We start from the raw sequence: 22441 nt of genomic DNA on the forward strand, positions 1-22441 counted from the left end.
CGGCGCCTGTCAGTCCTCGATGCCGCGCTGCGCTGGAATGCCCGCCTGGAAGGCATGCTTGACCAGCGTCATCTCGGTCACGGTGTCGGCGATTTCGATCAGCTCCGGCGGGCAGCGGCGGCCGGTGAGCACGACATGCACCTCGCGCGGGCGTTCGCGCAAGGTGGCCAGCACCTCCTCGAGCGGCAGCCAGCCGTAGATCAGCGGATAGGTGATCTCGTCGAGCACCACGAGGAAGAATTCGCTGGAGAGGATGGCCGCCCGCGCCTTCTGCCAGCCCTCGCGCGCCAGCTGGGCCGAGCGTTCCAGGTCCTGGCTCTTCCACGAGAAGCCGTCGCCCAGCCCCTCGATGGGAATCCCGAGCTGCTCGAACATGCGGTGCTCGCCGAAGCGCGCGGTGGGCACCTTCATGAACTGGTAGATCTTCACCGCCTTGCCGCGCCCGTGCGCGCGCAGGGCCAGGCCGAAGGCGGCCGTGCTCTTGCCCTTGCCGTCGCCGGTGTTGACGAGCAGCAGGCCCCGGCGTTCGCCTTCGGGCTTTTCGTACGGTTTCTCGGAAGGGGGCGTTTCGATCTGCATGAGTTTGTGCGTTCCAGATGAGGGGTCGGTCAGCGCGGCAGGGCGATCCATTGATCGCCCACGGCATGCACGCGCACGCGGTCGTCGAACACGGCTTCGAGCGCGCGGTGGGTGGCGGCATCGCCGCTCGGGCCGTGGTGCCGCACCCGGCCGCCGGCCATCACGACCACGCGGTCGGCCGACAGCGCGGCATGGAGCTCGTGCAGCACGCTGACGACCGTGTGGCCGGCGCGCGCCAGTTCGCGCGCGGTGGCCAGGCAGTCGGCCTGGTGCGGTGGGTCCAGGTTGGCCAGCGGTTCGTCCATCAGCAGCACGGGGGCCTGCACGGCCAGGGCGCGCGCCAGCAGCACGCGCTGCCGTTCCCCGCCCGAGAGCTGGCCCAGCGGCCGCTCGCGCCAGTCCCAGGCCTGCGTGCGGCGCATGGCGGCTTGCACGGCCGCATGGTCGGCCGCCGAGGGCGCGGCCAGCCAGCGCTGGTGCGGCAGGCGGCCCAGCATCACGACGTCGAGACTGGCCAGGTCGTCGGCCGCGGCGTCGGTGGCCCCGCCCTGCGCCAGCCAGGCCAGGGCGCGGGCGCGCTCGCGCGCCGGCCACTGCGCCAGCGGCCGGCCGCCCAGCAGCACCCTGCCTTCGTGCGGCAGCAGGCCCGCCAGCGCGCGCAGCAGGGTGGACTTGCCGGCGCCGTTGGGCCCGACGATGCTGGTCCAGCAGCCGGGCGCGAAGGCGATGTCGATGCCGTGCAGCACCGGCACCCCGCCCAGGCGGACGGCCAGCGCGCGGGCCTCCAGCGGCATCCCGGCCGGGTTCATCGCATGCGCCCCCGCCCGCGCCGGTGCATGAGCCACAGCAGGTAGCTGCCGCCCAGCACGGCGGTGAGCACGCCCACCGGCAGCTCCTGCGGCGCGATGAGCCAGCGCGCCAGCAGGTCGGCCGCCATCAGCAGCAGGCCGCCCATCAGCGCCGACAGCAGCACCAGCCGCGCATGGGTGGTCTTGACGATGGAGCGCACCAGATGCGGCGCGGCCAGGCCGACGAAGGCGATCAGCCCGGTCTGCGCCACGGCCGCGCCGGTGGCCAGGGCCAGCACGGCGACCAGCGCGGCACGCATGGCGGGCAGCGGCAGGCCCAGGCTGGCGGCGGTGGCCTCGCCCAGCGCCAGGCCGTCGAGCACGGGCGCCAGCGCCCAGGCGGCCAGCAGGCAGACCGCGAGCATGGCGGCCATCACGCCGCCCGCGCCCCAGCCCAGCAGGCCCGTGCTGCCCAGCATGAAGGCGGTGACGGCCTGCAGGATGTCGACCGAGGCGATGGTGATCAGGTCCTTCACCGCGCCCAGCACCACGCCCACGATCACGCCGGCCAGCAGCAGGTGCAAGGTCTGCTGCACGCCGCGCGCCAGCGTCAGCGTGAGCATCACGGCCACCACGGCGCCGATGAAGGCCGCGCCCGTCAGCCCCAGCCGCACCACCCAGTGCGTGGCGCCGGGCGAGGTGCCGAAGGCGGCCAGCGCCAGCGCCACGGCCAGCAGCGCGCCCGAGGCGCTGCCCAGCAGGTAGGGGTCGGCCAGCGGATTGCGGAACAGCCCCTGCGCCACCGCGCCGGCCAGGCCCAGCAGCGCGCCGGCCAGCCAGGCGCCCAGCGTGCGCGGCAGGCGGATGTCCCACACGATCTGCCAGGCGATGGGGTCGGCCTGCATCTGCCAGATGCGCTGCATGCCCGTGCTGCCGATGGCCGCGCCCAGCGCCAGCAGGGCCGCCGCGGCCAGCAGCAGCGCCCCCGCGAGCCAGCGTGCGCGGCGGGCGTTCATCGGCGCGCCCCGCCCGGCGCGGCGGCCATCATCGACAGGCAATGGGCCATCAGCCGCGCGCCTTCGGCCATGCGCGGGCCCGGACGCACCACGCGGTCGGACTCGTCGGCCGTGAAGCGGCACACGCGCGCCTGCTTCACGGCGTCGATGCCGCTCCAGCCGGGGCGCTGCTCCAGCCCCTGCGCGCTGCGCGCGCCCACCATGATGAGCGCCGGGTTGGCCCGCACCACGTATTCGGGGTTGAGCTTGGGGAAAGGCCCCAGCTCGGGCGCGACGATGTTGCGCGCATGCAGGCGCGTGAGCGTCTCGCCGATGAAGGAACCCGGGCCGGCGGCATAGGGGCCGCCGCTCACCTCGACGTACACGCGTGCGCCGTAGGCCGCCCGGGGCACCGACTGGGCGGCGGCTTCCACCGCGGCGTCGATGCGGCGCCACAGGGCCTGCACGTCGCCGGCCGGCAGGCCCAGCAGCTGCGCCACGCGCGCCGCCACGCGCTGCACGTCGGCATGGGTCTTGGGCTCCAGCACGGCCACCGTGAGGCCCAGCGCCTGCAGCCGGTCGGCCACGCGCGAGGACTGCGCGACCAGCACCAGGTCGGGCTTGAGCGCGACGATCGCTTCCACGTTCGGGTCCAGCCCGCCGCCGACCTGCGGCAGCGTGCGCACGGCCTCGGGCCAGTTGGAATAGCGGTCCACGCCCACCAGGCGCGCGCAGGCGCCCAGCTCGCACACGGTCTCGGTCAGCGAGGGCAAGGTGGTGACGATGCGCTGCGGCGGCTGCGCAAGGCGCACGGCCCGGCCGCGGTCGTCGGTGATCTGCAGCGGCGCCGGCACGGCCTGCGCGCCCGCAGGCAGCACGGCCCCGAGCAGGCCTGCCGCCAGCACCGCCGCACGCAGCGCGGCCCGTGTCGAAGAAGGATTCATGCGGGGCCCTTCAAGGTCAGCGGCAGCCCGGCTGCCATGAAGGTGACGCGCGCGCACGCGGCCGCCACCTCCTGGTTCATGCGGCCCAGCAGGTCCACGTACAGGCGCACCTCCTCGCCCATCGGGATCACGCCCAGGCCCACCTCGTTGCTCACCAGCACCACGGGGCCGGCGGCTTCCGCGAGGGCGACGGGCAGCAGCGCCAAAAGCTGGTCGGTGGCGGGCGCGGCTGCGCGGACCGGATCCAGGTCGGCCGGCATCATCAGGTTGCTCAGCCACAGCGTCAGGCAGTCCACCACCACCAGCGTCTGGGGGGTGCTCAGGCCCAGGACGGCTTCGGGCAAGCGCAAGGGCTCTTCCAGCGTCTCCATGGCCGGCACGCGCTCGGCGCGGTCCTGCCGGTGCCGGGCGATGCGCGCGCGCATCTCGGCGTCCCAGGGCTGGGCGGTGGCCACCATCACGGCGCGGTGCGCCTCCGATTGCGCCAGCCACTGCTGGGCCAGCGTTTCGGCGCGGCGCGACTTGCCGCTGCGCTGGCCGCCCAGGATCAGTTCGCTGACGACCATGTCAGTCGCGCCCGGCCGCCCGAAGCGACTGACGCGCCCCCTCGGGGGGCAGCGGACCACGCGAAGCGGGGGAGCGTGGGGGCGGTCTCATTTCAGCCATGAGCGTCCGCCTGCGGCGCCGGGCCGCCGAACAGGTGCACCACCGCGTCGGGCGCGGACGCGAACCACGCGTGGAAGTAGCTCGCGCGCACAGGGCCCTGCACGTACAGCGCCTCGCCCGCGTCGGCGCGGGGCGCCTGGCCGGGCCGCGCGCTGCGCGCCTGCGGCGGCAGCGGCGTCTGGCAGATGGAGTAGTGGAAGGTGTGTCCGCGCAAGAGGTGGGCTCCGATGGCAAGTTGCTGGGGGCCGAGGCCGGCCAGGCGGCGCCGCATCACGGTGCGGCCGGGCAGCAGGCCCCACATCGTGTGCACGGCCCCGTCGGCGCCCTCCAGCGCGTCGAAAAGCGCCATCATGCCGCCACATTCGGCCCAGACCGGACGCCCTTTCGCCACGTGCGCCCGCAACTGCACCCGCAGATCGTCGCGGGCGGCCAGCGCCGGCGCGTGCAGCTCGGGGTAGCCGCCGGGCAGCCACAGCGCGTCGCAGTCGGGCAGCGCATCGCCCGCGAGCGGCGAGAAGAACAGGCACTGCGCGCCCAGTTGCTGCAGCACGGCCAGGTTGGCGGGGTAGATGAAGCAGAAGGCCGCATCGCGCGCGATCGCGATGCGCCGGCCTTCCAGGCGCCGTGCCCGTGGCGCGGCCACGGGCGGCGCGGCAAAGTGCACCTGCGGCAGATCGGCCAGCGCACGCCGGCCCAGCGGCGTGGCGGCCAGCGCGTCGGCGGCGGCGTCGATGCGCGCGAGCGCATCTTCCAGCTCGGCGCTGGCGATCAGGCCCAGGTGCCGCTGCGGCAGCGCGAAATCGGCGCCCGCACCGCCGCTTCGGGGCAGGCCGCCCAGCCAGTCGGCCGGCTCGCGCAAGGCGGCCTGCAGCATCGCGCCGTGCTGTTCGCCGGCCACGCGGTTGGCCAGCACGCCGGCCCAGGGCAGGCCGGGCTCGTAGGTCTTCAGGCCATGCACCAGCGCACCGAAGGTGCCGGCCATGGCGCCGGCGTCGATGACGGCCAGCACCGGCAGGCCCAGGCGCCGCGCCAGGTCGGCCGCGCTGGGGGCACCGTCGAACAGACCCATCACGCCTTCGACCACGATCAGCTCGCTCTCGCGCGCGGCCGCGTGCAGGCGCGCCCGGCAGTCGGCCTCGCCCGTCATCCACAGGTCCAGCGCGTCCACCGCCTCGCCGGTGGCGAGCGCCAGCCATTGCGGGTCGAGGAAGTCGGGCCCGCTCTTGAAGGCGCGCACGCGGCGGCCCTGGCGCGCATGCAGGCGCGCCAGGGCCGCCGCCACGGTGGTCTTGCCCTGGCCCGAGGCCGGGGCCGCGACCAGCACGGCGGCGCAGCGCACCTCGTCGCGCATGTTCAGCGCGGTGCCCACTTCAGGTTGACGTAGGCGGTGCGGCCGGCCGTGGCATAGCCGCGCGCCAGCTCGTAGCGCTTGTCGGTCGCGTTGTCCACGCGCGCGCTCACGGTCCATTCGGGTGTGATCTGCGTGCTGGCCGACAGGTTGACCAGCGTGTAGCCGCCCAGGCGCGTGGTGTTGGCCGCGTTGTCCCAGCGCCGGCCCGAGGCCTGCACCTCGGCGCCCAGCGTCCAGCCCGCGATGCGCCAGTCGGCGCCCAGCACGCCGTGGGCGCGCGCGCGGCGCGCCAGCAGCTTGTCGGTGTCCAGGTCGCGCGGCTCCTGAAGGTCCAGCGACGCGCGCAGGGTCAGGTCGCCGATGCGGTGGCCGGCGGCGAAGGTGATGCCGGTGTACTCGGCGCGGCCCACGCTGTTGTAGCAGCCGAAAGCGGCGCCGCACCTCGTGCGCGCGCCGTCGAAGACGATCAGGTTGCGCACGCGGTTGCGGTAGGCGACCACGCTGGCGTTCGTGTCGCCGCTGGCGTAACGCAGGCCCACTTCCATGTTGCGGCTGGCCTCGGGCTGGAGGCTGGGGTCGCCGTACTCGCTGAAGCGCTGGTACAGCGTGGGCGCGCGGAAGGCCGTGCCGGCCGAAGCCGTGACGCGCCAGCCCTTGGCGAATTCGTAGCCGTAGGCCGCGCTGCCCGTGGTCTTGCCGCCGAACTCGCTGTCCTTGTCGTGCCGCACATTGAGCTGCAGCGAGTGGCGGCCCTGCACGTAGCCATAGCCCAGGGCCACGGCGTCCTGCGAGCGCTCGCGGTCGATGGTCTTGCTGTAGGCGTCCAGGGCCGGGTTGAGCAGCCGGTCCTCGCGCCGCTCCAGCGCCGCCGTGACCAGGTGCGCGCCCGTGCGGTACTCGTTCTCGAAGCGGTAATCGCGCAGCTGCGTCTGCGTGATGTAGCTGGCGGGCTGGCCGACGATGCGCGTCTCGTAGCGCTGGCTCGAATCGGTGACCGACAGGCGGGTCTTGTATTCGGGCGTCCACTGCGCCGTCCAGCCCAGGCCGGCGGTGCGCAGGTGGTGATGGTTGCGGTCGTCGTTGAAGATGCGCGCCCGCGTGTACGAGCTGCCCGAGCTGGCGTCGTAGGCCGACTGCATCTCGCTGGCCAGCGCGTTGGCATCCAGCCGGTGCTGCGCGTTGATGCGCCAGCCCAGGCGCACGTTCGCGGCATGGGTGCGGTAGAGGTCCAGGTCGGGGTTGTGGCGGATGTCGGGCGTGCGCACGTCGAAGCCGGCGCTTTCCTGGTAGCTGGCGCCGACGGCATAGTCGAAGTCGCCGGCCTGGCCGCTCACGCCGGTTTCGACCTTGCGCGTGCGCTGGCTGCCGATGCCTGCGCTGACGAAGGGCTGCACACCGCCCTCGCCTTTCCGGGTGAAGATCTGGATCACGCCGCCGATGGCGTCGGAGCCGTACACGGCCGCGGCCGGGCCGCGCAGCACTTCGATGCGCTCGACCTGCGCGAGCGGGATGGCCTCCCAAGGCGCGCCTCCGGTGGACTGCGTGTCCAGCCGCACGCCGTCCAGGTAGACGGCGGTGAAGCGCGTCTCGGCGCCGCGCACGAACACGCTGGAGGTGCTGCCGATGCTGCCGTTGCGCGAGATCTCGATGCCCGGCAGGCGCGCCAGCACGTCCAGCACGCCGGTCGCGCCGCTCGCCTCGATGGTGTCGCGGTCGACGATGGACACGTCGGCCACCAGGTCCGACAGCGGCTGCGCCACACGTGTGGCCGTGACCACGGTTTCATGGAGGGCCGGCACGGCCACCACGGCCAGCGGCGCCACCTGCGGCGATTGGGCGGCCGCCAGCATCGGCAGCGCCGCACCGACGGCGCCCGCCAGGGCGTGCAGGGGCAGGCGCGGCCAGGCGCGCGAAGAAAAGACAACGCGGGAGTTCATGGAAAGACAGATCGCGAAAGCAATACCCGGGTCCGGCTTCCCCGCCGGCACATGGGCACCATGGCCGTGCCTTCCGATGGAGGGCACGGCCGCCTCGTTGGCCGGTATCCGGGCTGACAGCCTCCTCTTTCGCCTTCCCAGGCGCCGTGTGTCGGCGGCGCCCAGTGGCTGATTGAAAGAGGTGGTGCGCGTGACGGGCACGGCACCGCTGCTTGACCGTTGCGGGGGCAGCGCAGGCTGGCCGGGGCGGCTGAAAAGGGCCCCCGCTCCTGCTTCCCGTTGAACTGCGACGCGCGAACCGCGGCGCGAGCACCAACGGCGCGGATTCTAGGACCTGTTCACGCGCCGCCACGCGCCCTGGGCGACGGTGCCGGCCCGGCTTGGCGCCGCGCACGCCCGACCTACAATCCGCGGCCATGTCCGCAGCCAGTCCCATCGACCAGATCGCCGAGCGCGTGGAGCGGCTGCTCGTGCGCTTCGACGAAACCCAGCGCACCAACGCGCTGCTGCAGGCGCAGGTGGATGCGCTGACGCGCGAACGCGACATGCTCAAGTCGCGCCTGGCGGCCGCGCGCACGCGCATCGACGCCATGCTGGAGCGCCTGCCCGCCGTGGCCGGGGAACCTGCCTCCCCCACAGCCGACATCGATACCCCGGACGCATCCCACCCCACACCGTGAACCAGATCGAAGTGCAAATCATGGGCCAGAGCTACCTGCTCGGTTGCCCGGCAGACGGGGAAAGCCAGCTGCGCGAAGCGGTGGCGCGCGTGGACGCGGCCATGTGCGGCATCCGCGACGCGGGCAAGGTGAAGGCGCGGGACCGCATCGCAGTGCTGGCGTCGCTGAACCTGGCGTTCGACCTGGTGCAGCGCGAACAGGACCTGGCGGCGGCGCGCGAAGCCGCGGCCGCCGCGCCAGCCCCGGCGCCGGCCCCCGCGCCTGCGCCTGCGCCGCTGCTGGCCTATTCGAGCAAGGTCGCCGCCTCCCCCGACCACCGCGCCGAAGCGCTGATCGAGCGCCTGGACCAGGCGCTGGCGAGCGACGGGCGCCTGCTCTGAACCGGGCCCGGCCCGGCCCGGCCCGGCCGCAGAAAAGTGCGCCTGTCAGCGCGCACGATGTCAAGCAAGGCCGCGCCGCCGACATCACATTGACCTGCAACGCCGCGCGGCGGGGCGTAGAATCGAGGGCGTCTGCAGAGCATGCCGGGCTTTATATTTCCTTGAACCAATGCTCTATGGAGCCCGGGCTTGATACATTGCCAGGCAAGCGTTGAACATCTCGCGTCAGATGATCCCAATGCCTGGTTGCTCTCGCCCACCTGAACCCTGCGTTCAGGATGACGGCTCGGTGGCATCTGCAGGCACCTCATTCGGCTCATCCGCCTGATCACGGCCCCGCGCAGCATCCGCTCCGGGGCCGTTGTCTTGTCGGTGGCCGCTCCCCTGCCCCCTTCCCTGCCGCCATGTCCATCGACGCGCTGCTGATCCTCGAACTCGCCTTGCTCGGGCTGGGCGCCGGCTTCCTGGCCGGGCTGCTGGGCATCGGCGGCGGCATGGTGCTGGTGCCCTTCCTGACCTGGATGCTGGGCCAGCGCGGCGTGCCGGCCGAACTGGCGGTGAAGATGGCCATCGCCACTTCCATGGCGACGATCATCTTCACCTCCATTTCCAGCGTGCGCGCGCACCACAAGCGCGGGGCCGTGCGCTGGGACATCGTGCAGCGCCTCTCGCCCGGCATCGTGATCGGCAGCCTGATCGGCAGCCTGGGCGTGTTCGCGCTGCTCAAGGGCACGGTGCTGGCCGTGGTGTTCGCGCTCTTCGTCGGCTTCTCGGCCACGCAGATGTTCCTGGACAAGAAGCCCGCGCCCTCGCGGCAGATGCCCGGCACGGCGGGCCAGCTGGGCGCGGGCGGCGTGATCGGCTTCGTCTCGGGTCTGGTCGGTGCGGGCGGGGGCTTCATCAGCGTGCCCTTCATGACGTGGTGCAACGTGGCGATCCACAACGCGGTCGCCACCAGTGCGGCGCTGGGCTTTCCGATCGCCGTGGCCAACGTGGCCGGCTACGTGGCCGCGGGCTTCTCGCTGCAGAACCTGCCGGCGGGCGCCTTCGGCTACATCTGGCTGCCCGCGCTGGGCGTGATCGCGGCCTGCAGCGTGCTGATGGCGCCGCTGGGCGCGAAGGCGGCGCATGCGCTGCCGGTAAAGAAGCTCAAGCGCCTCTTCGCGAGCATGCTGTACCTGCTGGCGGCCTACATGCTCTGGAAGGGGCTGGCGGGCTGATCCAGGCGCCCGGCAGCCGGCCGGGCCCCTCCTCCGTTCAGCGCGCGACGGCCGTTGCGGACGGCCGCGCCGGCGCGGTCACGTAGAGCCCGATGCCGAACAGGACCATCGGCACGCACAGCCACTGCCCCATGCTCATGTTGAGCGCCAGCAGCCCCAGGAAGTCGTCGGGCTCGCGGAAGTACTCGGCGATGAAACGCATCACGCCATAGCCGATCAGGAACACGGCCGACACCTGCCGCTCGCGGCGCTCCTTGCGCGCGAAGAGCCACAGAATCACGAACAGCAGCAGGCCTTCGAGCAGGAACTGGTAGATCTGCGAAGGATGGCGCGGCTGCATCGAACCGCTGTGCGGGAACACCATGCCCCAGGGCAGGCCGGGGCTGGAGAAGCGGCCCCACAGTTCGCCGTTGATGAAGTTCCCGACACGGCCTGCCGCCAGCCCCGTGGGCACGCAGGGTGCGACGAAATCGAGCACCTGCCACACCGGCCGGCCGCGCGAACGCGCATACCAGAGCATGGCGCCGATCACGCCCAGCAGGCCGCCATGAAAGCTCATGCCGCCCTGCCAGATGAAGAAGATCTCCAGCGGGTGCGAAAGGTAGTGGCCGGGCTTGTAGAACAGGCAGTAGCCCAGCCGCCCGCCCACGATGACGCCCACCACGCCCATGAAAAGGATGTCTTCGACGTCACGCCGCGTCCACGGCGCCGGGCTCTGGATGCTGGCGTACGGCGGGTGGCGCAAGCGGCGCGCGCCCAGGAAGAAGAAAAGCCCGAAGGCTGCCAGGTAGGTCAGGCCATACCAGTGGATGGCCAGCGGCCCCAGTTGCAGGGCCACGGGATCGAGCTGCGGGTACATGAGCATGGCCGGGATTGTGCCCGGGCGTCCATTTCCCCGGATGACGGCCGCCGCCCCCGTGCCCCGGCCGCAATGACGGATGCGGCTCCAGGGCAGCCCGGGCTGAGCGCACGGCCCGGCGCGGATCTGCGCTCAGCCCGCGAAGCCCCCGCTGCGCAGGAAGGCGGCTTCCTCGTCCGTGGTTTCGCGGCCCAGCATCGGATTGCGATGCGGAAAGCGCCCGAAGCGGGCCACGATGTCCAGGTGCCCGCGCGCATGCGTGGCAAAAGGCTCGCCGAGCTTGCGGTTGAGCATCAAGGCACGCTGCTGGTCCGACAGTTGCTCGGAATGCGACAGCGGCAGGTAGAAGAAGAGGCGCAGGTCCGCGGGCACCTGCGCATCCAGCCCGGCATCGAGGGCGCGCCGGGTGAAGTGGCGCGCCAGCGGATCGGTCGCATACATGTGCCCGGTGCCGCGGAAGGCATTGCGCGGGTACTGGTCCAGCAGGATCAGCAAGGCCAGCACGCCCCGCGCCGCCCGGGCGGGCTGCGCATCTTCCGCCCAGTGGTCGAGCTCCCGGCGCGCCGCCGCGAAATGCAGGTCGTGGAAACGTTCACGGAACCGGCGGTCGAAGGCCGGGTCCTTGTCGAACCAATGGCCCTGCCGGCCGGCCTCGCGCCAGAAGTCGACGACCGTGGCGGCGGTCTCGGGCGCCGGGTGCTGCCTCATCGCGCCACCCCCGCGCCTGCGGCCTGCTGGCGCACGCGATCGCGCGCCGCATAGATGCTGCCGCCGGCCAGCTCGAGCGCCGTGCGCTCGGCATCGTTCCTGCGCAGCCGCTGGTCCAGCTCGTCGGCTTCCTGCTCGCTCGCGCCCAGCACGCGGGCGCTCGCGCGACCGAGCTGCATGGCGGATTCGAAGGTCTCGCGAATCTGGAAATCCGCCTGCGCCTGCACGAGCGCCAGCGCATGCTCGCGGTCGCGCGCCCGGGCCAGCACCGCGGCGTGCGGAAAGTCGGCCTTCACGCGTTCGACCACGCGCGTCGCCGCCTCCTGGTCGTCGATGCAGACGAGCACGGCGCGCGCCACATGCGCCCCCGCGGCATGCAGCACGTCGGTGCGCGTGCCATCGCCGTAGTGGACCTTGTAGCCGAAGTCCCGCGCGTCGCGCGCCACCTGCGGGTTGTGGTCGATGATGGCGATCTGCGCCCCCAGCGCCACGGCGTGCTGGCTCGCGATCTGCCCGAAACGGCCGAAGCCCACGACCAGCACATTGCCGCGCAGATCGACGGGCGCCTCGGCACCTTCCATGGACACCGCCTCGGCCTTGCTCATGCGCTTGTGCGCGATGACCCCCAGCGGCGTGAGCGCCATCGACAGCACCACGATGGCCGTCATGTTGGCATTGACCGTCGGGTCGATCACGCCCTCGGCCAGCGCGGCGGCAAAGAGCACGAAGGCGAACTCGCCGCCCTGCGCCATCAGCACCGCCCGGTCCAGCGCATCCGCATGGCTGCTTTTGGCCAGCCGCGCCACGCCATAGATGCACAGCGCCTTCACCAGCATCATCACCAGCACGCCCGCCACGATCAGCTCCCAGTTGCGCGCCACCACCGCCAGGTCCAGCGACATGCCCACGCCCAGGAAGAACAGGCCCAGCAGCAGCCCGCGGAAGGGCTCGATGTCGGCTTCGAGCTGGTGGCGGAAGGTGGATTCGGACAGCAGCACCCCCGCCAGGAAGGCGCCCATGGCCATCGACAGGCCGCCCAGCTGCATCAGCAGCGCCGCGCCCAGCACCACCAGCAGCGCGGCGGCGGTCATCACTTCACGCGCCTTGGCATTGGCCAGGATGCGAAACAGCGGGTTGAGCAGCCAGCGGCCCGCGGCCACCAGGGCCAGCAGCGCGCCCAGGGCGATGGCGATGCTGGTCCAGCGCGAGCCGGCCTCGGCGGCCGCCCCCGCGCCGGCCGGCGCCATGAAGGCGACGATGGCCAGCAGCGGCACGATCAGCAGGTCCTCGAACAGCAGGATGGCCACGATCTTCTGGCCGCGCGCAGCGGCGATGTCGCCGCGCTCGCCCAGCAGCTGCATGACGATGGCCGTGGAGGTGAGCACGAAGCCCATGGCGCTGACGAAGGACACGCCGGGCGAGAAGCCGAAGGCGATGCCCACGCCGGTCAGCAGCAGCCCGCACACCGCCACCTGCAGGCTGCCCAGGCCGAAGATGTCGCGCCGCAGGCTCCACAGGTGCGAGGGGCGCATCTCCAGGCCGATGACGAACAGGAACATCACCACGCCGAGCTCGGCGGTGTGCAGGATGGTCTGCGGGTCGGAGAACAGGCCCAGGCCGAAGGGGCCGATGGCCAGGCCCGCGGCCAGGTAGCCCAGCACCGAGCCCAGCCCGATGCGCTTGAACAGGGGCACCGCCACCACGGCGGCCCCCAGCAGGGTCACGACCTTGATCAGGTCGCCTGCGCTGCCTTCTGCGGCCATTCGCTCAGCTGCGCGACAGCTGCCAGATGGCAAGGCCCGCCACGACGGCCGGCACGGCGAAGACCAGCAGCAAAATGGGCAGCTCCTGTCGCACCGTGTAGCCGGCGTGCGTCACACCCACCCACATGTTGATGCAGGCGATCAGCAGCCACACCGGCACGAAGGCCTTGGCCGCCAGCGCCATGCCGGCACTGCTGGCGCCCCAGAGCCAGCCGAACATCACGAACACCACGAGCAGCAGGACGCCCGCTCCCATGACCATGGCCATATGCATGATTGAAACCCCAGGTTGGTAAAGGTGTAGATGTAGGTCAAGGCGTGCGATCGCGCAACGGCCCGCGCCAGCGCCTCAGCGCGCGAATGTGCGGTAGAAGGCCAGGCCCGCCTCCAGGTGCGACTGCAGCGGCAGGCCGCGCCGCAGCATTTCGTCGAGCTGCTGCTGGTCGATCTCCATGACGTAGCTGCGTGCCGTCGCCACCACGCGGGTGGGCGCCAGCGACAGCGCCTGCCAGTCCCGGCCGCCGAACCACTTGGCCGGATCGGCATGGCCGGCCGGCACGACGCGGCGGCCCTGCTCCACCTGCCAGCCGCCATCGAGCAGCGTCCAGAAGCGATCGGCGCCGCGCGTGCTGCTGGCCACCTCGGCGCCGGGCTCCACGGCCCACTCGCGCGAATGGTCGATGACCCATTGCAGTTGCTCGGCGCTCATGCCGCGGAACATGGGCACCTTCGCCAGCAGGTGCAGGTAGGTGACGGAGGCGCGCATGCCCGGGCCGGGCGGCGGCACGGCCTGCGCCTGCGCGCAGCCCGACAGCGCAGCGCCCGCCAGCAGGCCGGCGCTGGACAGCAGCATCCCGCGCCGACGCCAGGCCGTCGCCCGGGGACTCGGTGCCGCCTGAAGGGTCGCGCGCATCATGCCTGCCCGATGTCCAGCCGCTGCACCTGGCCCGACGACAGCGTGAAGCGGAAGTAGGTGCGAAAGTCGCCCCACTGCTCGGAATGGAAGCGCCCGCGAAGCTCGAGCCCGTCCGGACTGACCTCGTCCAGCCGCGTGAAGCGCTCATGGCCCAGGGCCTCGCGCGTGAACGCCTCCAGGTCGCGCGGGGTTCCGTCGTCGTACAGCTGTGCGCCCGGCGCGAACTGTGCGCGCCAGCCTTCCCTGTCGCCCCGCTGGAAGGCCTCCATGGCCGCGCGGACCGTGGGCTCGCGCAGGGCCGAAAGATCGATGCTCATTTTGAATGCTCCCTTGGAAAAACAGGGCGCTCGCCGGAAAAGACGGCCAGGTTGCGCGCGATGTCCCCCTATGACCAAACTGCCCAGCACACCGCAGGTGGTGCCGCAGCGCCCATGCGACAGCGCGAGGCTGAACCGCCCCGGAAATCGCGGAGGCCCGTTGGCTTGAGTCAGGCCGACATGGCCTGCTGCTCAAGAGCTCGATAGTAGTTGGCCTCGAACTCGGCCGGTGGCACGTAGCCGATGGGTTCGAGCAAGCGCTGGTGGTTGAACCACGCCACCCAGTGCAGCGTGGCCAGTTCCACCGAATCCTTGGTCTTCCACGCGCTACGCCGGTGGATCACCTCGGCCTTGTACAGCCCGTTGATGGTCTCGGCCAGGGCGTTGTCGTACGAGTCGCCCTTGCTGCCCACGGAGGGCTCGATGCCGGCCTCAGCGAGCCGTTCGGTGTAGCGAATGCTGACGTACTGCGACCCGCGGTCGGAATGACACACGAGGCCATCTTCGCGTTGGGGCCGACGGTCATAGAGCGCCTGCTCCAGCGCGTCCAGCACGAAGTCCGTGCGCATGGAGCTGCTCGTGCGCCAGCCCACGATGCGCCGGGAGAACACGTCGACGACGAAGGCCACGTACAGCCAGCCCTGCCAGGTGGATACGTACGTGAAGTCCGACACCCACAGTTGGTTGGGTCGCTGCGCGTTGAACTGGCGCTTGACCCGGTCCAGCGGGCACGGCGCGTTGGCGTCACTGATCGTGGTGCGCACGGCCTTGCCACGCACGACGCCGCGCAGACCCATGCGGCGCATCAACCGCTCCACGGTGCAGCGCGCCACCGTGACGCCCTCGCGCCGCAACTGGTGCCAGACCTTGTCGGCGCCGTAGACCCGCAGGTTCGATTGCCACACGCGCTCGATCTGCGGCATCAGTACCGCATCGCGCTTGGCACGGGCGCACAGCAGCTCAGGGTGGCGCTGGCGCGCCGCATGGCGCCGGTACGCCGACGGGGCGACCTGCAGTGCCTTGCAGATCGGCTCGACCCCGTGCACGGCGCGATGCGCGTCGATGAATGCCTTCACGACTTCAGACGGCGGTCGAGCTCCGCCTGGGCGAAAAACGCGCTGGCCAGCTTCAAGATCTCGTTGGCCTTGCGCAGCTCGCGGTTCTCCCGTTCGAGTTCCTTCATGCGCTGCTCCTGCGTCGTCGTCACACCCTCGCGCTGGCCCGTATCGCGCTCGTGCTGACGCACCCAGTTCAGCAGCGTCTGCGGCGTGCTGCCAATCTTGCTGGCGATCGACACCACTGCAGCCCACTGCGACTCGTACTCACCGCGGTGCTCGAAAACCATGCGTACCGCGCGCTCGCGCACCTCAGGCGAAAACTTGATCGACTTCCTCATGGCTCCATCCTCTCAAAAGTTGGAGCCTCCTCAAAAACCGGGGCGGTTCAAGGCCGGACAGGCGCCCGGCCTCGCGCTGCGCGTCCCGTGAAGAAGTTAACGGGTGGTGTAGCCGCCGTTGGCGAAGATGGTCTGGCCCGTGATCCACCAGCCCTCGGTCACGAGGAACTTGACGATGGGGGCGATGTCCTCGATGTGCGTGAGGCCGGTGCGCGTGTACTTGCTCAGGGCCGCGGCGGTGCTGTGATAAGCCACGGCTTCCTTGCTTTCCTGGCCGTAGAAGAAGGGCGTGTCCATCGGGCCGGGACCGATGGCGTTCACCGAAATGCCCCGCTCACCGAACTCCTTGGACGCGGCACGCGTGTAGTGCTCCACGGCCGCCTTGCTGCCGGGGTAGATCGCGTAGAAAGGCGTGTAGGCGGCCAGCAGCGAACTCACGATGGTGACGATGCTGCCGCGCTCGGACAGCGTGCGGCCGGCCTGCTGCAGGAAGAAGAAGGCCGCCTTCGCGTTGGCATTGAAGCTCTTGTCGTAGTCGGCCTCGGTGATGTCCGCGATGGGCTTCTTGATCACGACGCCGGCCGTGTTGATGGCAATGTTGATCTGGCCGAAATGTGACTTTGCCTTATCAAACATTGCCACATTGTTATCAACTACCGCCAAATCACCCTGGAAGGTCAGCACATCCGCTCCCTTCTCGCGCAGGACGGCCGCGGTCTTTTCGGTCTCCGCGCGCGAACTGTCGCTGTTGTAGTGCAGGAGCAGGCCCTTGGCGCCGGCCTCGACGAACTGGCTGGCCACCAGCGCGCCCAGGTTCTTGCCGCCCCCTGCAATGACCGCGACTTTGCCTTGAAGAGTGGGATGAGACATGACAGCTTCCTCTCTGATTCATTGATGGAACTCAAACTATAGGTATCCAGTTGCGCCAGATAAAGCGCATTTGTTCGCCTAGACTGTCCATGTTTTTCGACTAATCAGTTTCTCCATGGATCGCATCGACCATCTGCGGATCTTTCTGCGGATCGCCCATTGCGGCAGCTTCACGCAGGCCAGCGTGCAGTTGGGGATTCCGCGCACCAGCGTCTCGCTGGCCCTGCAGCAGCTCGAGGCCCGGGTGGGTGTACAACTGCTGCACCGAACCACGCGCCGCGTACGGCTCACGCCCGACGGCGAGGCCCTGCTCAAGCGCGCCGACACGCTGGTGGCTGGCATGGACGAGCTGGAGCAGCAGTTCCGCACGCCCCATGCCAGCACAGCCGGCAAGCTGCGCGTGGACGTGCCCAGCCGGCTGGCACGCCGCTTCATCGCGCCTGCCCTGCCCCATTTCTTCGCAGCGCATCCCGCGCTCGAGCTGGAACTGGGCTCCAACGACCGCCGGGTCGACCTGCTGCAGGAAGGCGTGGACTGCGCCTTGCGCGTGGGCACGCTGCCCGACAGCAGCCTGGTGGCCCGGCCGCTGGGCCAGTTCGAGCTGATCAACTGCGCGAGCCCGGCCTATCTGGCGCGGCACGGCACGCCGCAGTCGCCGCAGGAACTGCGCAGCGGCGGCCACGAAGAGGTCCACTACATTCCGCCCGGCAGCACGCGCCACGCGCCCTGGGAGTGGGTGGCGCGCGACAAGGTCCACAGCATCTCCCTGCCGGGCCGCGCGGCGGCGAACAACGTCGAGACCTACATCGCCTGCGCCCTGGCCGGGCTGGGCCTCATCCAGATTCCGGCCTTCGACGTGCGCGAGCACCTGGCCGCCGGCGAACTGGTGCAGGTGATGCCGCATGCCTGCGCACCCGCGATGCCGGTGCACCTGGTCTATCCGCATCGCCGGCACCTGGCGCGGCGCGTGCAGCTCTTTGCCGACTGGCTGCACCACCTGCTGGCGCCGCACCTCGCGCAGCGCCCGCCCTCGCCGGCGGTGGGCGTGTCCGTGCCCCTGTGAATGCGAACGCGCCGCATCCGTGCCTGCAGAGGCATGCGCATGCAGAGCGCCGGTGCGGGGTCTTGCACAGCGCGGCCATGCGCGCGCAGCCGCAGGCGGCGACACTCGCCGCCTCTTCCTTCGATCCCCTCCTCAGAACATGCAAGGCCATCCCAGCGTCGTCGACTGCCTCAAGGACCTGCTGCGCGGCGAACTGGCCGCGCGCGACCAGTACTTCGTGCATTCGCGCATTTATGAGGACCAGGGTTTCACGCGGCTGTACGCGCGCCTGGACCACGAGATGCAGGAAGAGACCCAGCATGCCGACGCGCTGCTGCGGCGCATCCTGATGCTGGGCGGCGTGCCCGACATGGCGCCCAAGCCCTTCACGCCGGGCCTGACGGTGCCCGAGATGCTGCACAAGGACCTGGCCACCGAGTACGAGGTGCGCGCCGCCCTGCAGGACGGCATGCACCTGTGCGAAAGCCACGGCGATTACGTGAGCCGCGACATCCTGCTGGCGCAGTTGCGCGACACCGAGGAAGACCACGCCTACTGGCTGGAAAAGCAGCTCGGCCTGATCGACAAGGTGAGCCTGGAGAACTACCTGCAGACGCAGGCGGGCTGAAGCCCGCGGTGCCCGCCCTGCCGCCTCCCTGCCTCACGAGCCGCGGCCGTCAGTCCTCCAGCGTCCCGGACTGCTGCGCACGGTCCCACGCGGCAAGCGCGCTGCGGCGCTCGCGCAGGCACGCGCAAAGACGCGCGGCGACTCATAGCCGGCCTGCTCCGCGATGCGGCTGCCGGGCAGCAGGCCCGCGAGCCCGGCATCGACGCCATGCTGGCCAAGCGCAGCTACGTGCCGCCGCAGTTGCGGCGCTTCCTGCGCCAGGGCCACACGAGCGCCGAGGACGCGGGCCGCATCGCGGCGCAGGCCGGCCGGCGCACGCTGGTGCTGTCGCACCTGCTGCCGGGCGACGAGCCGGTGCCGCATGGCACCTGGGTGGCCGAAGCGCGCAGGCATTTCAGTGGCGAGATCGTCGTGGGGCGCGAGCGGCCCGTGCGCGCTCAGCCGCCGACCTGCGCGCGCACGAAGTCGATGAAGCGCCCCAGGGCCGGCGGCACTTCGCCGTTTTCGCCCTCGGGCCAGACCAGGCTGGTCTCGCAGGCCGGCAGCGTGACGCGGCGGCGGCCCAGCGGCTCGAAGGCCTCGGCCTGGCGGTAGACCACGCCCTGGCGCCGGAACTGCATGACGCTGGCCGGCACCCAGGCCAGGCCCAGGCCGCCCCAGACCAGGTTGACGATGGTCTGCATCTGGATCGCCTCCTGCACGATGCGCGGGGCCACGCCCTGCGCGCGATACAGCGCCAGCACCGCATCGTGCAGCGAGGGCAGGATGCGGCGCGGGAACATCACCAAAGGCTGCTCCAGCACCTGCGCCAGCGGCACGCGCGGCGTGCGCGCCAGCGGGTGCCTGGCGGGCAGGGCCAGCACCAGCGGCTCCTCGCTCACGGCCAGCCGCGACAGGCCCACGGGCGCCTGGCCCGGCGAATGCAGCATCAGGCCGGTGTCGATCTCGCCGCGCGCGAAGGCTTCGAGCTGCACGTCGCCCGTGGCCTCCACCAGCTCCAGCGACACACTCGGGCTCTGGGCGTGGAAGTCCCGCACCCAGGTGGGCAGGCGCTCGAAGCCCACGGTGGAGACGAAGGCCAGGCGCACCCGGCCCACTTCGCCGGCGGCGGCCGCGCGCGCACGCGCCGGCAGCGCCTGGGCGCGTGCCAACAGCTCGCGCACCTCGGGCAGCAGCGCCTCGCCGGCGGGGGTGAGCGCGACGCGGCGGCGGGTGCGGTCGAACAGGCGCACGCCCAGCGTCTGCTCCAGCTGCGCGATGGCCTGCGTGACCGGCGGCTGCGTCAGGTGCAGGCGCTGCGCCGCGCGGCCGAAGTGCAGCTCCTCGGCCACGGCCAGGAACTGCCGCCACACGCGCAGCTCGACCCAGGCGGCGCCGCCCGGGCGGGGTTCGTCAATCATTCGCCAAGCATATCAATCCACCCGACATTTCGTATTGGCATCAATCACAGGCCGCGCCGACAATGCGTGCTCCACGACTGACAGCCCACCGGGGCGCCGAGAACGAGCATGGACACCAAGGAACTGAAGATCAACCGCCGCAGCGCGAACATCACCGAAGGCAAGGCGCGCGCATCGAACCGCTCGATGTTCTACGCCATGGGCTACCAGGAGGGCGACTTCAAGAAGCCCATGGTCGGCGTGGCCAACGGCCACAGCACCATCACGCCCTGCAACAGCGGCCTGCAGAAGCTGGCCGATGCGGCCATCGCCGGCATCGAGGAAGCGGGCGGCAATGCGCAGGTCTTCGGCACGCCCACCATCTCCGACGGCATGGCCATGGGCACCGAGGGCATGAAGTACTCGCTGGTCAGCCGCGAAGTGATCAGCGACTGCATCGAGACCTGCGTGGGCGGCCAGTGGATGGACGGCGTGGTGGTGGTCGGCGGCTGCGACAAGAACATGCCCGGCGGCATGATGGGCATGCTGCGCGCCAACGTGCCGGCCATCTACGTCTACGGCGGCACCATCCTGCCCGGCAAGTGGCGCGGCCAGGACCTGAACATCGTCAGCGTGTTCGAGGCGGTGGGCCAGAACGCGGCCGGCAAGCTCAGCGACGCCGACCTCAAGGAGATCGAGCAGCACGCCATCCCCGGCACCGGCTCCTGCGGCGGCATGTACACGGCCAACACCATGAGCTCGGCCTTCGAGGCGCTGGGCATGAGCCTGCCCTATTCCTCCACCATGGCCAACCCGCACGACGAGAAGCAGAACTCGGCCAAGGAATCGGCCAAGGTGCTGATCGAGGCCATCAAGAAGGACCTGAAGCCGCGCGACATCGTGACCAAGAAGGCGATCGAGAACGCGGTGGCGGTGATCATGGCCACGGGCGGCTCGACCAACGCGGTGCTGCACTTCCTGTCGATCGCGCATGCGGCCGGCGTGGAATGGACGATTGACGACTTCGAGCGCATCCGCAAGCGCACGCCGGTGATCTGCGACTTGAAGCCCAGCGGCAAGTACCTGGCCGTGGACCTGCACAAGGCCGGCGGCATTCCGGCCGTGATGAAGGTGCTGCTGGATGCCGGCCTGCTGCACGGCGACTGCATGACCATCACGGGCAAGACCATCGCCGAGACGCTGGCCGACGTGCCGCCGCTGCGCGCCGATCAGGACGTGATCCGCCCGATCAACACCCCCCTGTACGCCGAAGGCCACCTGGCCATCCTCAAGGGCAACCTGTCGCCCGAAGGTTCGGTGGCCAAGATCACGGGGCTGAAGAACCCCGTCATCACCGGGCCGGCGCGCGTGTTCGACGACGAGCAGTCGGCCCTGCAGGCCATTCTGGACGGCAAGATCAAGCCCGGCGACGTGATGGTGCTGCGCTACCTGGGCCCCAAGGGCGGCCCCGGCATGCCCGAGATGCTGGCACCCACGGGCGCGCTGATCGGCGCGGGCCTGGGCGAGTCGGTGGGCCTGATCACCGACGGCCGCTTCTCGGGCGGCACCTGGGGCATGGTGGTGGGCCACGTGGCGCCCGAGGCGGCCGTGGGCGGCCTGATCGCTTTCGTGAACGAAGGCGACTCCATCACCATCGATGCGCACCAGCTCAAGCTGGAGCTGAACGTGCCCGAGGCCGAGATCGCCAAGCGCAAGGAAGGCTGGACGCCGCCCGATGCCCGCTACAAGCGCGGCGTGCTGGCCAAGTTCGCCTTCAACGCCTCCAGCGCCAGCTCGGGCGCGGTGCTCGACAAGTTCTGAGTAACCGTCTTTGAAGTCAAGCGCCGTGAAGCGATTTATCCCAATGTTTGCCGGTTCGGGCCATGGCGTTGAGCGTGGTCAACAGCTTGCGCATGCAGGCGACCAGGGCGACCTTGGGCAGCTTGCCCGCGGCCTTCAATCGCTCGTAGAAGGTCTTGATGGCCGGGTTGTAGCGTGTGGCTGTCAGCGTGGCCATGTACAGCACGCGCCGGACCTCAAAGCGTCCGCCCTGCACGCGCCTTCGCCCCTTGCTGCTGCCCGAGTCGTTGGCCATGGGCGCCACGCCCACCAGCGCAGCGATCTCGCGTCGATTCAGCTTGCCCAGCTCTGGCAGTTCGGCAATCAGCGTCGCACTGGCCACCGGGCCGATCCCCGCCGTGGACTGCAACAAGCTGTCCAGCTCTGCGAAGTGCTCGCGCACGTGGGTGAGCATCTGCGCCTCGATCTCGTCGAGCTGTGCTTTGATTGCCGCCACGATCGCATCGATGCTGACGTGCAGCTTCTTGGGTGTGATCTGCAGCCGCTGGCGCTCCGAATGCATCATGGTCAACAGCTGACGCCTGCGCGTGACCAGGGCTGCCAGCCACTGCTGGCGCTCGTCGGCCAGCGGGCGCAGGAAACGCTCCAGGTCCTCACGGCGTACCAGCACCGCCGCCAGTTCGGCCAGCATGCGCGCGTCCACCGCATCGGTCTTGGCCAGACGGCCCATGGACTTGGCAAACTCGCGTGCCTGGCGCGCATTGACCACGGCCACGGGCAGGCCCGCTGCCTGCAGCGCACAGGCCAGCGCCGCCTCGTAACCGCCGGTGGCCTCCATCACCACCAGGCCCACGCCCACAGGCAGCAGCATCGCCGCCAGCGCCGAATGGCCTTCGGCATCGTTGTTCAACCGCTGGGCTTCGCTCTTGGCACCCAGCACACAGACATCCACGTGCGCCTTGGCCACGTCGATGCCCACCGTCACTGACAAAACAGACATGATCTCCAGAACCCTTGCTTGTGCATGCGCACTCATCGAAGGCGCGCGTAACCGTTCGGGCTTGACGGAGACCAGCGCGGCGGCCGTGCGTTCTGTACTCAGAAACGGGCTCGATCACCCCAGCCGCTACCAAACTGCACGGGCCGGTCTGGCCGCCTCAACGGCGGTCAGACTCTACCGCGCTGGTCTGGTTTAAAGATACAAGCCGCACGCCCGGCGGCGC

Annotated in this window: 24 protein-coding genes, 1 riboswitch and 1 other annotated feature; of the genes, 6 read left to right on the top strand and 18 right to left on the bottom strand. The window is 70.6% G+C overall.

Annotated elements, in window-relative coordinates; genetic code table 11:
* Positions 1-9: 9 nt before the first annotated feature.
* The 7 genes from cobO to LG388_RS22750 form a co-directional block, all read right to left on the bottom strand.
* Positions 10-579, bottom strand: a complete 570-nt coding sequence (cobO, locus tag LG388_RS22720; protein ID WP_225784827.1) for a cob(I)yrinic acid a,c-diamide adenosyltransferase — start codon at positions 577-579, stop codon at positions 10-12.
* Between the two features lie 29 nt (positions 580-608).
* Complete coding sequence (locus LG388_RS22725; RefSeq protein WP_225784828.1) at positions 609-1373, bottom strand: ABC transporter ATP-binding protein; 765 nt, start codon at positions 1371-1373, stop codon at positions 609-611.
* 11 nt (positions 1374-1384) lie between these two features.
* Complete coding sequence (locus LG388_RS22730; protein WP_225784829.1) at positions 1385-2383, bottom strand: iron ABC transporter permease; 999 nt, start codon at positions 2381-2383, stop codon at positions 1385-1387.
* A complete protein-coding gene (locus tag LG388_RS22735) occupies positions 2380-3306 on the bottom strand; it encodes an ABC transporter substrate-binding protein (RefSeq protein ID WP_225784830.1) in 927 nt (308 codons plus the stop codon). The genes LG388_RS22730 and LG388_RS22735 overlap by 4 nt, the downstream gene beginning before the upstream one ends.
* Positions 3303-3872, bottom strand: a complete 570-nt coding sequence (locus tag LG388_RS22740; RefSeq protein WP_225784831.1) for a bifunctional adenosylcobinamide kinase/adenosylcobinamide-phosphate guanylyltransferase — start codon at positions 3870-3872, stop codon at positions 3303-3305. The genes LG388_RS22735 and LG388_RS22740 overlap by 4 nt, the downstream gene beginning before the upstream one ends.
* Before the next feature lie 92 nt (positions 3873-3964).
* Complete coding sequence (locus LG388_RS22745) at positions 3965-5323, bottom strand: cobyrinate a,c-diamide synthase (RefSeq protein ID WP_225785175.1); 1359 nt, start codon at positions 5321-5323, stop codon at positions 3965-3967.
* A gap of 2 nt (positions 5324-5325) precedes the next feature.
* Positions 5326-7260 carry a TonB-dependent receptor domain-containing protein gene (locus tag LG388_RS22750; protein ID WP_370630224.1) on the bottom strand — a complete coding sequence of 645 codons (1935 nt, stop codon included), beginning with the start codon at positions 7258-7260 and terminating at the stop codon, positions 5326-5328.
* An 81-nt stretch (positions 7261-7341) separates the two neighbouring features.
* Positions 7342-7592: riboswitch (cobalamin riboswitch) on the bottom strand.
* 84 nt (positions 7593-7676) lie between these two features.
* Here LG388_RS22750 and LG388_RS22755 point away from each other — a divergent pair.
* The 3 genes from LG388_RS22755 (at position 7677) to LG388_RS22765 (ending at position 9540) form a co-directional block, all read left to right on the top strand.
* Complete coding sequence (locus LG388_RS22755) at positions 7677-7940, top strand: DUF904 domain-containing protein (RefSeq protein ID WP_225784832.1); 264 nt, start codon at positions 7677-7679, stop codon at positions 7938-7940.
* The gene (locus LG388_RS22760; RefSeq protein ID WP_225784833.1) at positions 7937-8320 is read left to right on the top strand and encodes a cell division protein ZapA; all 384 of its coding nucleotides are present in this window, start codon (positions 7937-7939) and stop codon (positions 8318-8320) included. The genes LG388_RS22755 and LG388_RS22760 overlap by 4 nt, the downstream gene beginning before the upstream one ends.
* Positions 8321-8724: 404 nt before the next feature.
* The gene (locus LG388_RS22765) at positions 8725-9540 is read left to right on the top strand and encodes a sulfite exporter TauE/SafE family protein (protein ID WP_225784834.1); all 816 of its coding nucleotides are present in this window, start codon (positions 8725-8727) and stop codon (positions 9538-9540) included.
* Between the two features lie 37 nt (positions 9541-9577).
* Here LG388_RS22765 and lgt read toward each other — a convergent pair whose 3' ends face one another.
* The 8 genes from lgt to LG388_RS22805 form a co-directional block, all read right to left on the bottom strand.
* Positions 9578-10405 carry a prolipoprotein diacylglyceryl transferase gene (gene lgt, locus LG388_RS22770; protein ID WP_225784835.1) on the bottom strand — a complete coding sequence of 276 codons (828 nt, stop codon included), beginning with the start codon at positions 10403-10405 and terminating at the stop codon, positions 9578-9580.
* A gap of 126 nt (positions 10406-10531) precedes the next feature.
* Positions 10532-11107 carry a DUF924 family protein gene (locus LG388_RS22775; protein WP_225784836.1) on the bottom strand — a complete coding sequence of 192 codons (576 nt, stop codon included), beginning with the start codon at positions 11105-11107 and terminating at the stop codon, positions 10532-10534.
* Positions 11104-12870, bottom strand: a complete 1767-nt coding sequence (locus LG388_RS22780; protein WP_225784837.1) for a monovalent cation:proton antiporter-2 (CPA2) family protein — start codon at positions 12868-12870, stop codon at positions 11104-11106. Before LG388_RS22780 ends, LG388_RS22775 begins: the two co-directional genes overlap by 4 nt.
* A 4-nt stretch (positions 12871-12874) precedes the next feature.
* On the bottom strand, positions 12875-13126 hold the full coding sequence (locus LG388_RS22785; RefSeq protein WP_225784838.1) for a hypothetical protein: 252 nt from the start codon (positions 13124-13126) through the stop codon (positions 12875-12877).
* Between the two features lie 93 nt (positions 13127-13219).
* A complete protein-coding gene (locus tag LG388_RS22790) occupies positions 13220-13723 on the bottom strand; it encodes a hypothetical protein (protein ID WP_225784839.1) in 504 nt (167 codons plus the stop codon).
* Positions 13724-13782: 59 nt separating this feature from the next.
* Entirely contained in the window at positions 13783-14103 is a 321-nt protein-coding gene (locus LG388_RS22795) for a hypothetical protein (protein ID WP_225784840.1), read from the bottom strand.
* A gap of 170 nt (positions 14104-14273) precedes the next feature.
* Positions 14274-15499 (bottom strand): IS3 family transposase gene (locus LG388_RS22800; RefSeq protein ID WP_225784841.1). Its coding sequence is split into 2 segments (ribosomal slippage): positions 14274-15211 and positions 15211-15499, totalling 1227 coding nucleotides; the frame shifts between segments, so codons are not numbered across the junction.
* Positions 15105-15221: a sequence feature (AL1L pseudoknot), on the bottom strand. Its footprint overlaps the gene before it by 117 nt.
* Positions 15500-15595: 96 nt before the next feature.
* Positions 15596-16369: an SDR family oxidoreductase gene (locus LG388_RS22805; RefSeq protein ID WP_225784842.1), complete on the bottom strand. Its 774-nt coding sequence runs from the start codon at positions 16367-16369 to the stop codon at positions 15596-15598.
* 115 nt (positions 16370-16484) lie between these two features.
* Here LG388_RS22805 and LG388_RS22810 point away from each other — a divergent pair, with 115 nt between their 5' ends.
* Entirely contained in the window at positions 16485-17432 is a 948-nt protein-coding gene (locus tag LG388_RS22810; RefSeq protein ID WP_225784843.1) for a LysR family transcriptional regulator, read from the top strand.
* A gap of 139 nt (positions 17433-17571) precedes the next feature.
* A complete protein-coding gene (gene bfr / locus LG388_RS22815; RefSeq protein WP_225784844.1) occupies positions 17572-18039 on the top strand; it encodes a bacterioferritin in 468 nt (155 codons plus the stop codon).
* Between the two features lie 33 nt (positions 18040-18072).
* Here bfr and LG388_RS22820 read toward each other — a convergent pair whose 3' ends face one another.
* Complete coding sequence (locus LG388_RS22820) at positions 18073-18432, bottom strand: hypothetical protein (protein WP_225784845.1); 360 nt, start codon at positions 18430-18432, stop codon at positions 18073-18075.
* Between the two features lie 44 nt (positions 18433-18476).
* Positions 18477-19439 (bottom strand): LysR family transcriptional regulator, encoded by a 963-nt coding sequence (locus tag LG388_RS22825; RefSeq protein ID WP_225784846.1) that lies wholly within the window; start codon positions 19437-19439, stop codon positions 18477-18479.
* 108 nt (positions 19440-19547) lie between these two features.
* Here LG388_RS22825 and ilvD point away from each other — a divergent pair, with 108 nt between their 5' ends.
* On the top strand, positions 19548-21239 hold the full coding sequence (gene ilvD / locus LG388_RS22830) for a dihydroxy-acid dehydratase (protein WP_225784847.1): 1692 nt from the start codon (positions 19548-19550) through the stop codon (positions 21237-21239).
* A 16-nt stretch (positions 21240-21255) separates the two neighbouring features.
* On the opposite strand, the gene LG388_RS22835 is transcribed toward ilvD, so the two are convergent.
* Positions 21256-22218 carry an IS110 family transposase gene (locus tag LG388_RS22835; RefSeq protein ID WP_225784848.1) on the bottom strand — a complete coding sequence of 321 codons (963 nt, stop codon included), beginning with the start codon at positions 22216-22218 and terminating at the stop codon, positions 21256-21258.
* Positions 22219-22441: the final 223 nt, after the last annotated feature.

Origin of the sequence: Xenophilus sp. Marseille-Q4582 (assembly GCF_916700565.1) — a bacterium.
In the GTDB taxonomy this organism is placed as follows: Bacteria; Pseudomonadota; Gammaproteobacteria; order Burkholderiales; family Burkholderiaceae_C; genus Xenophilus.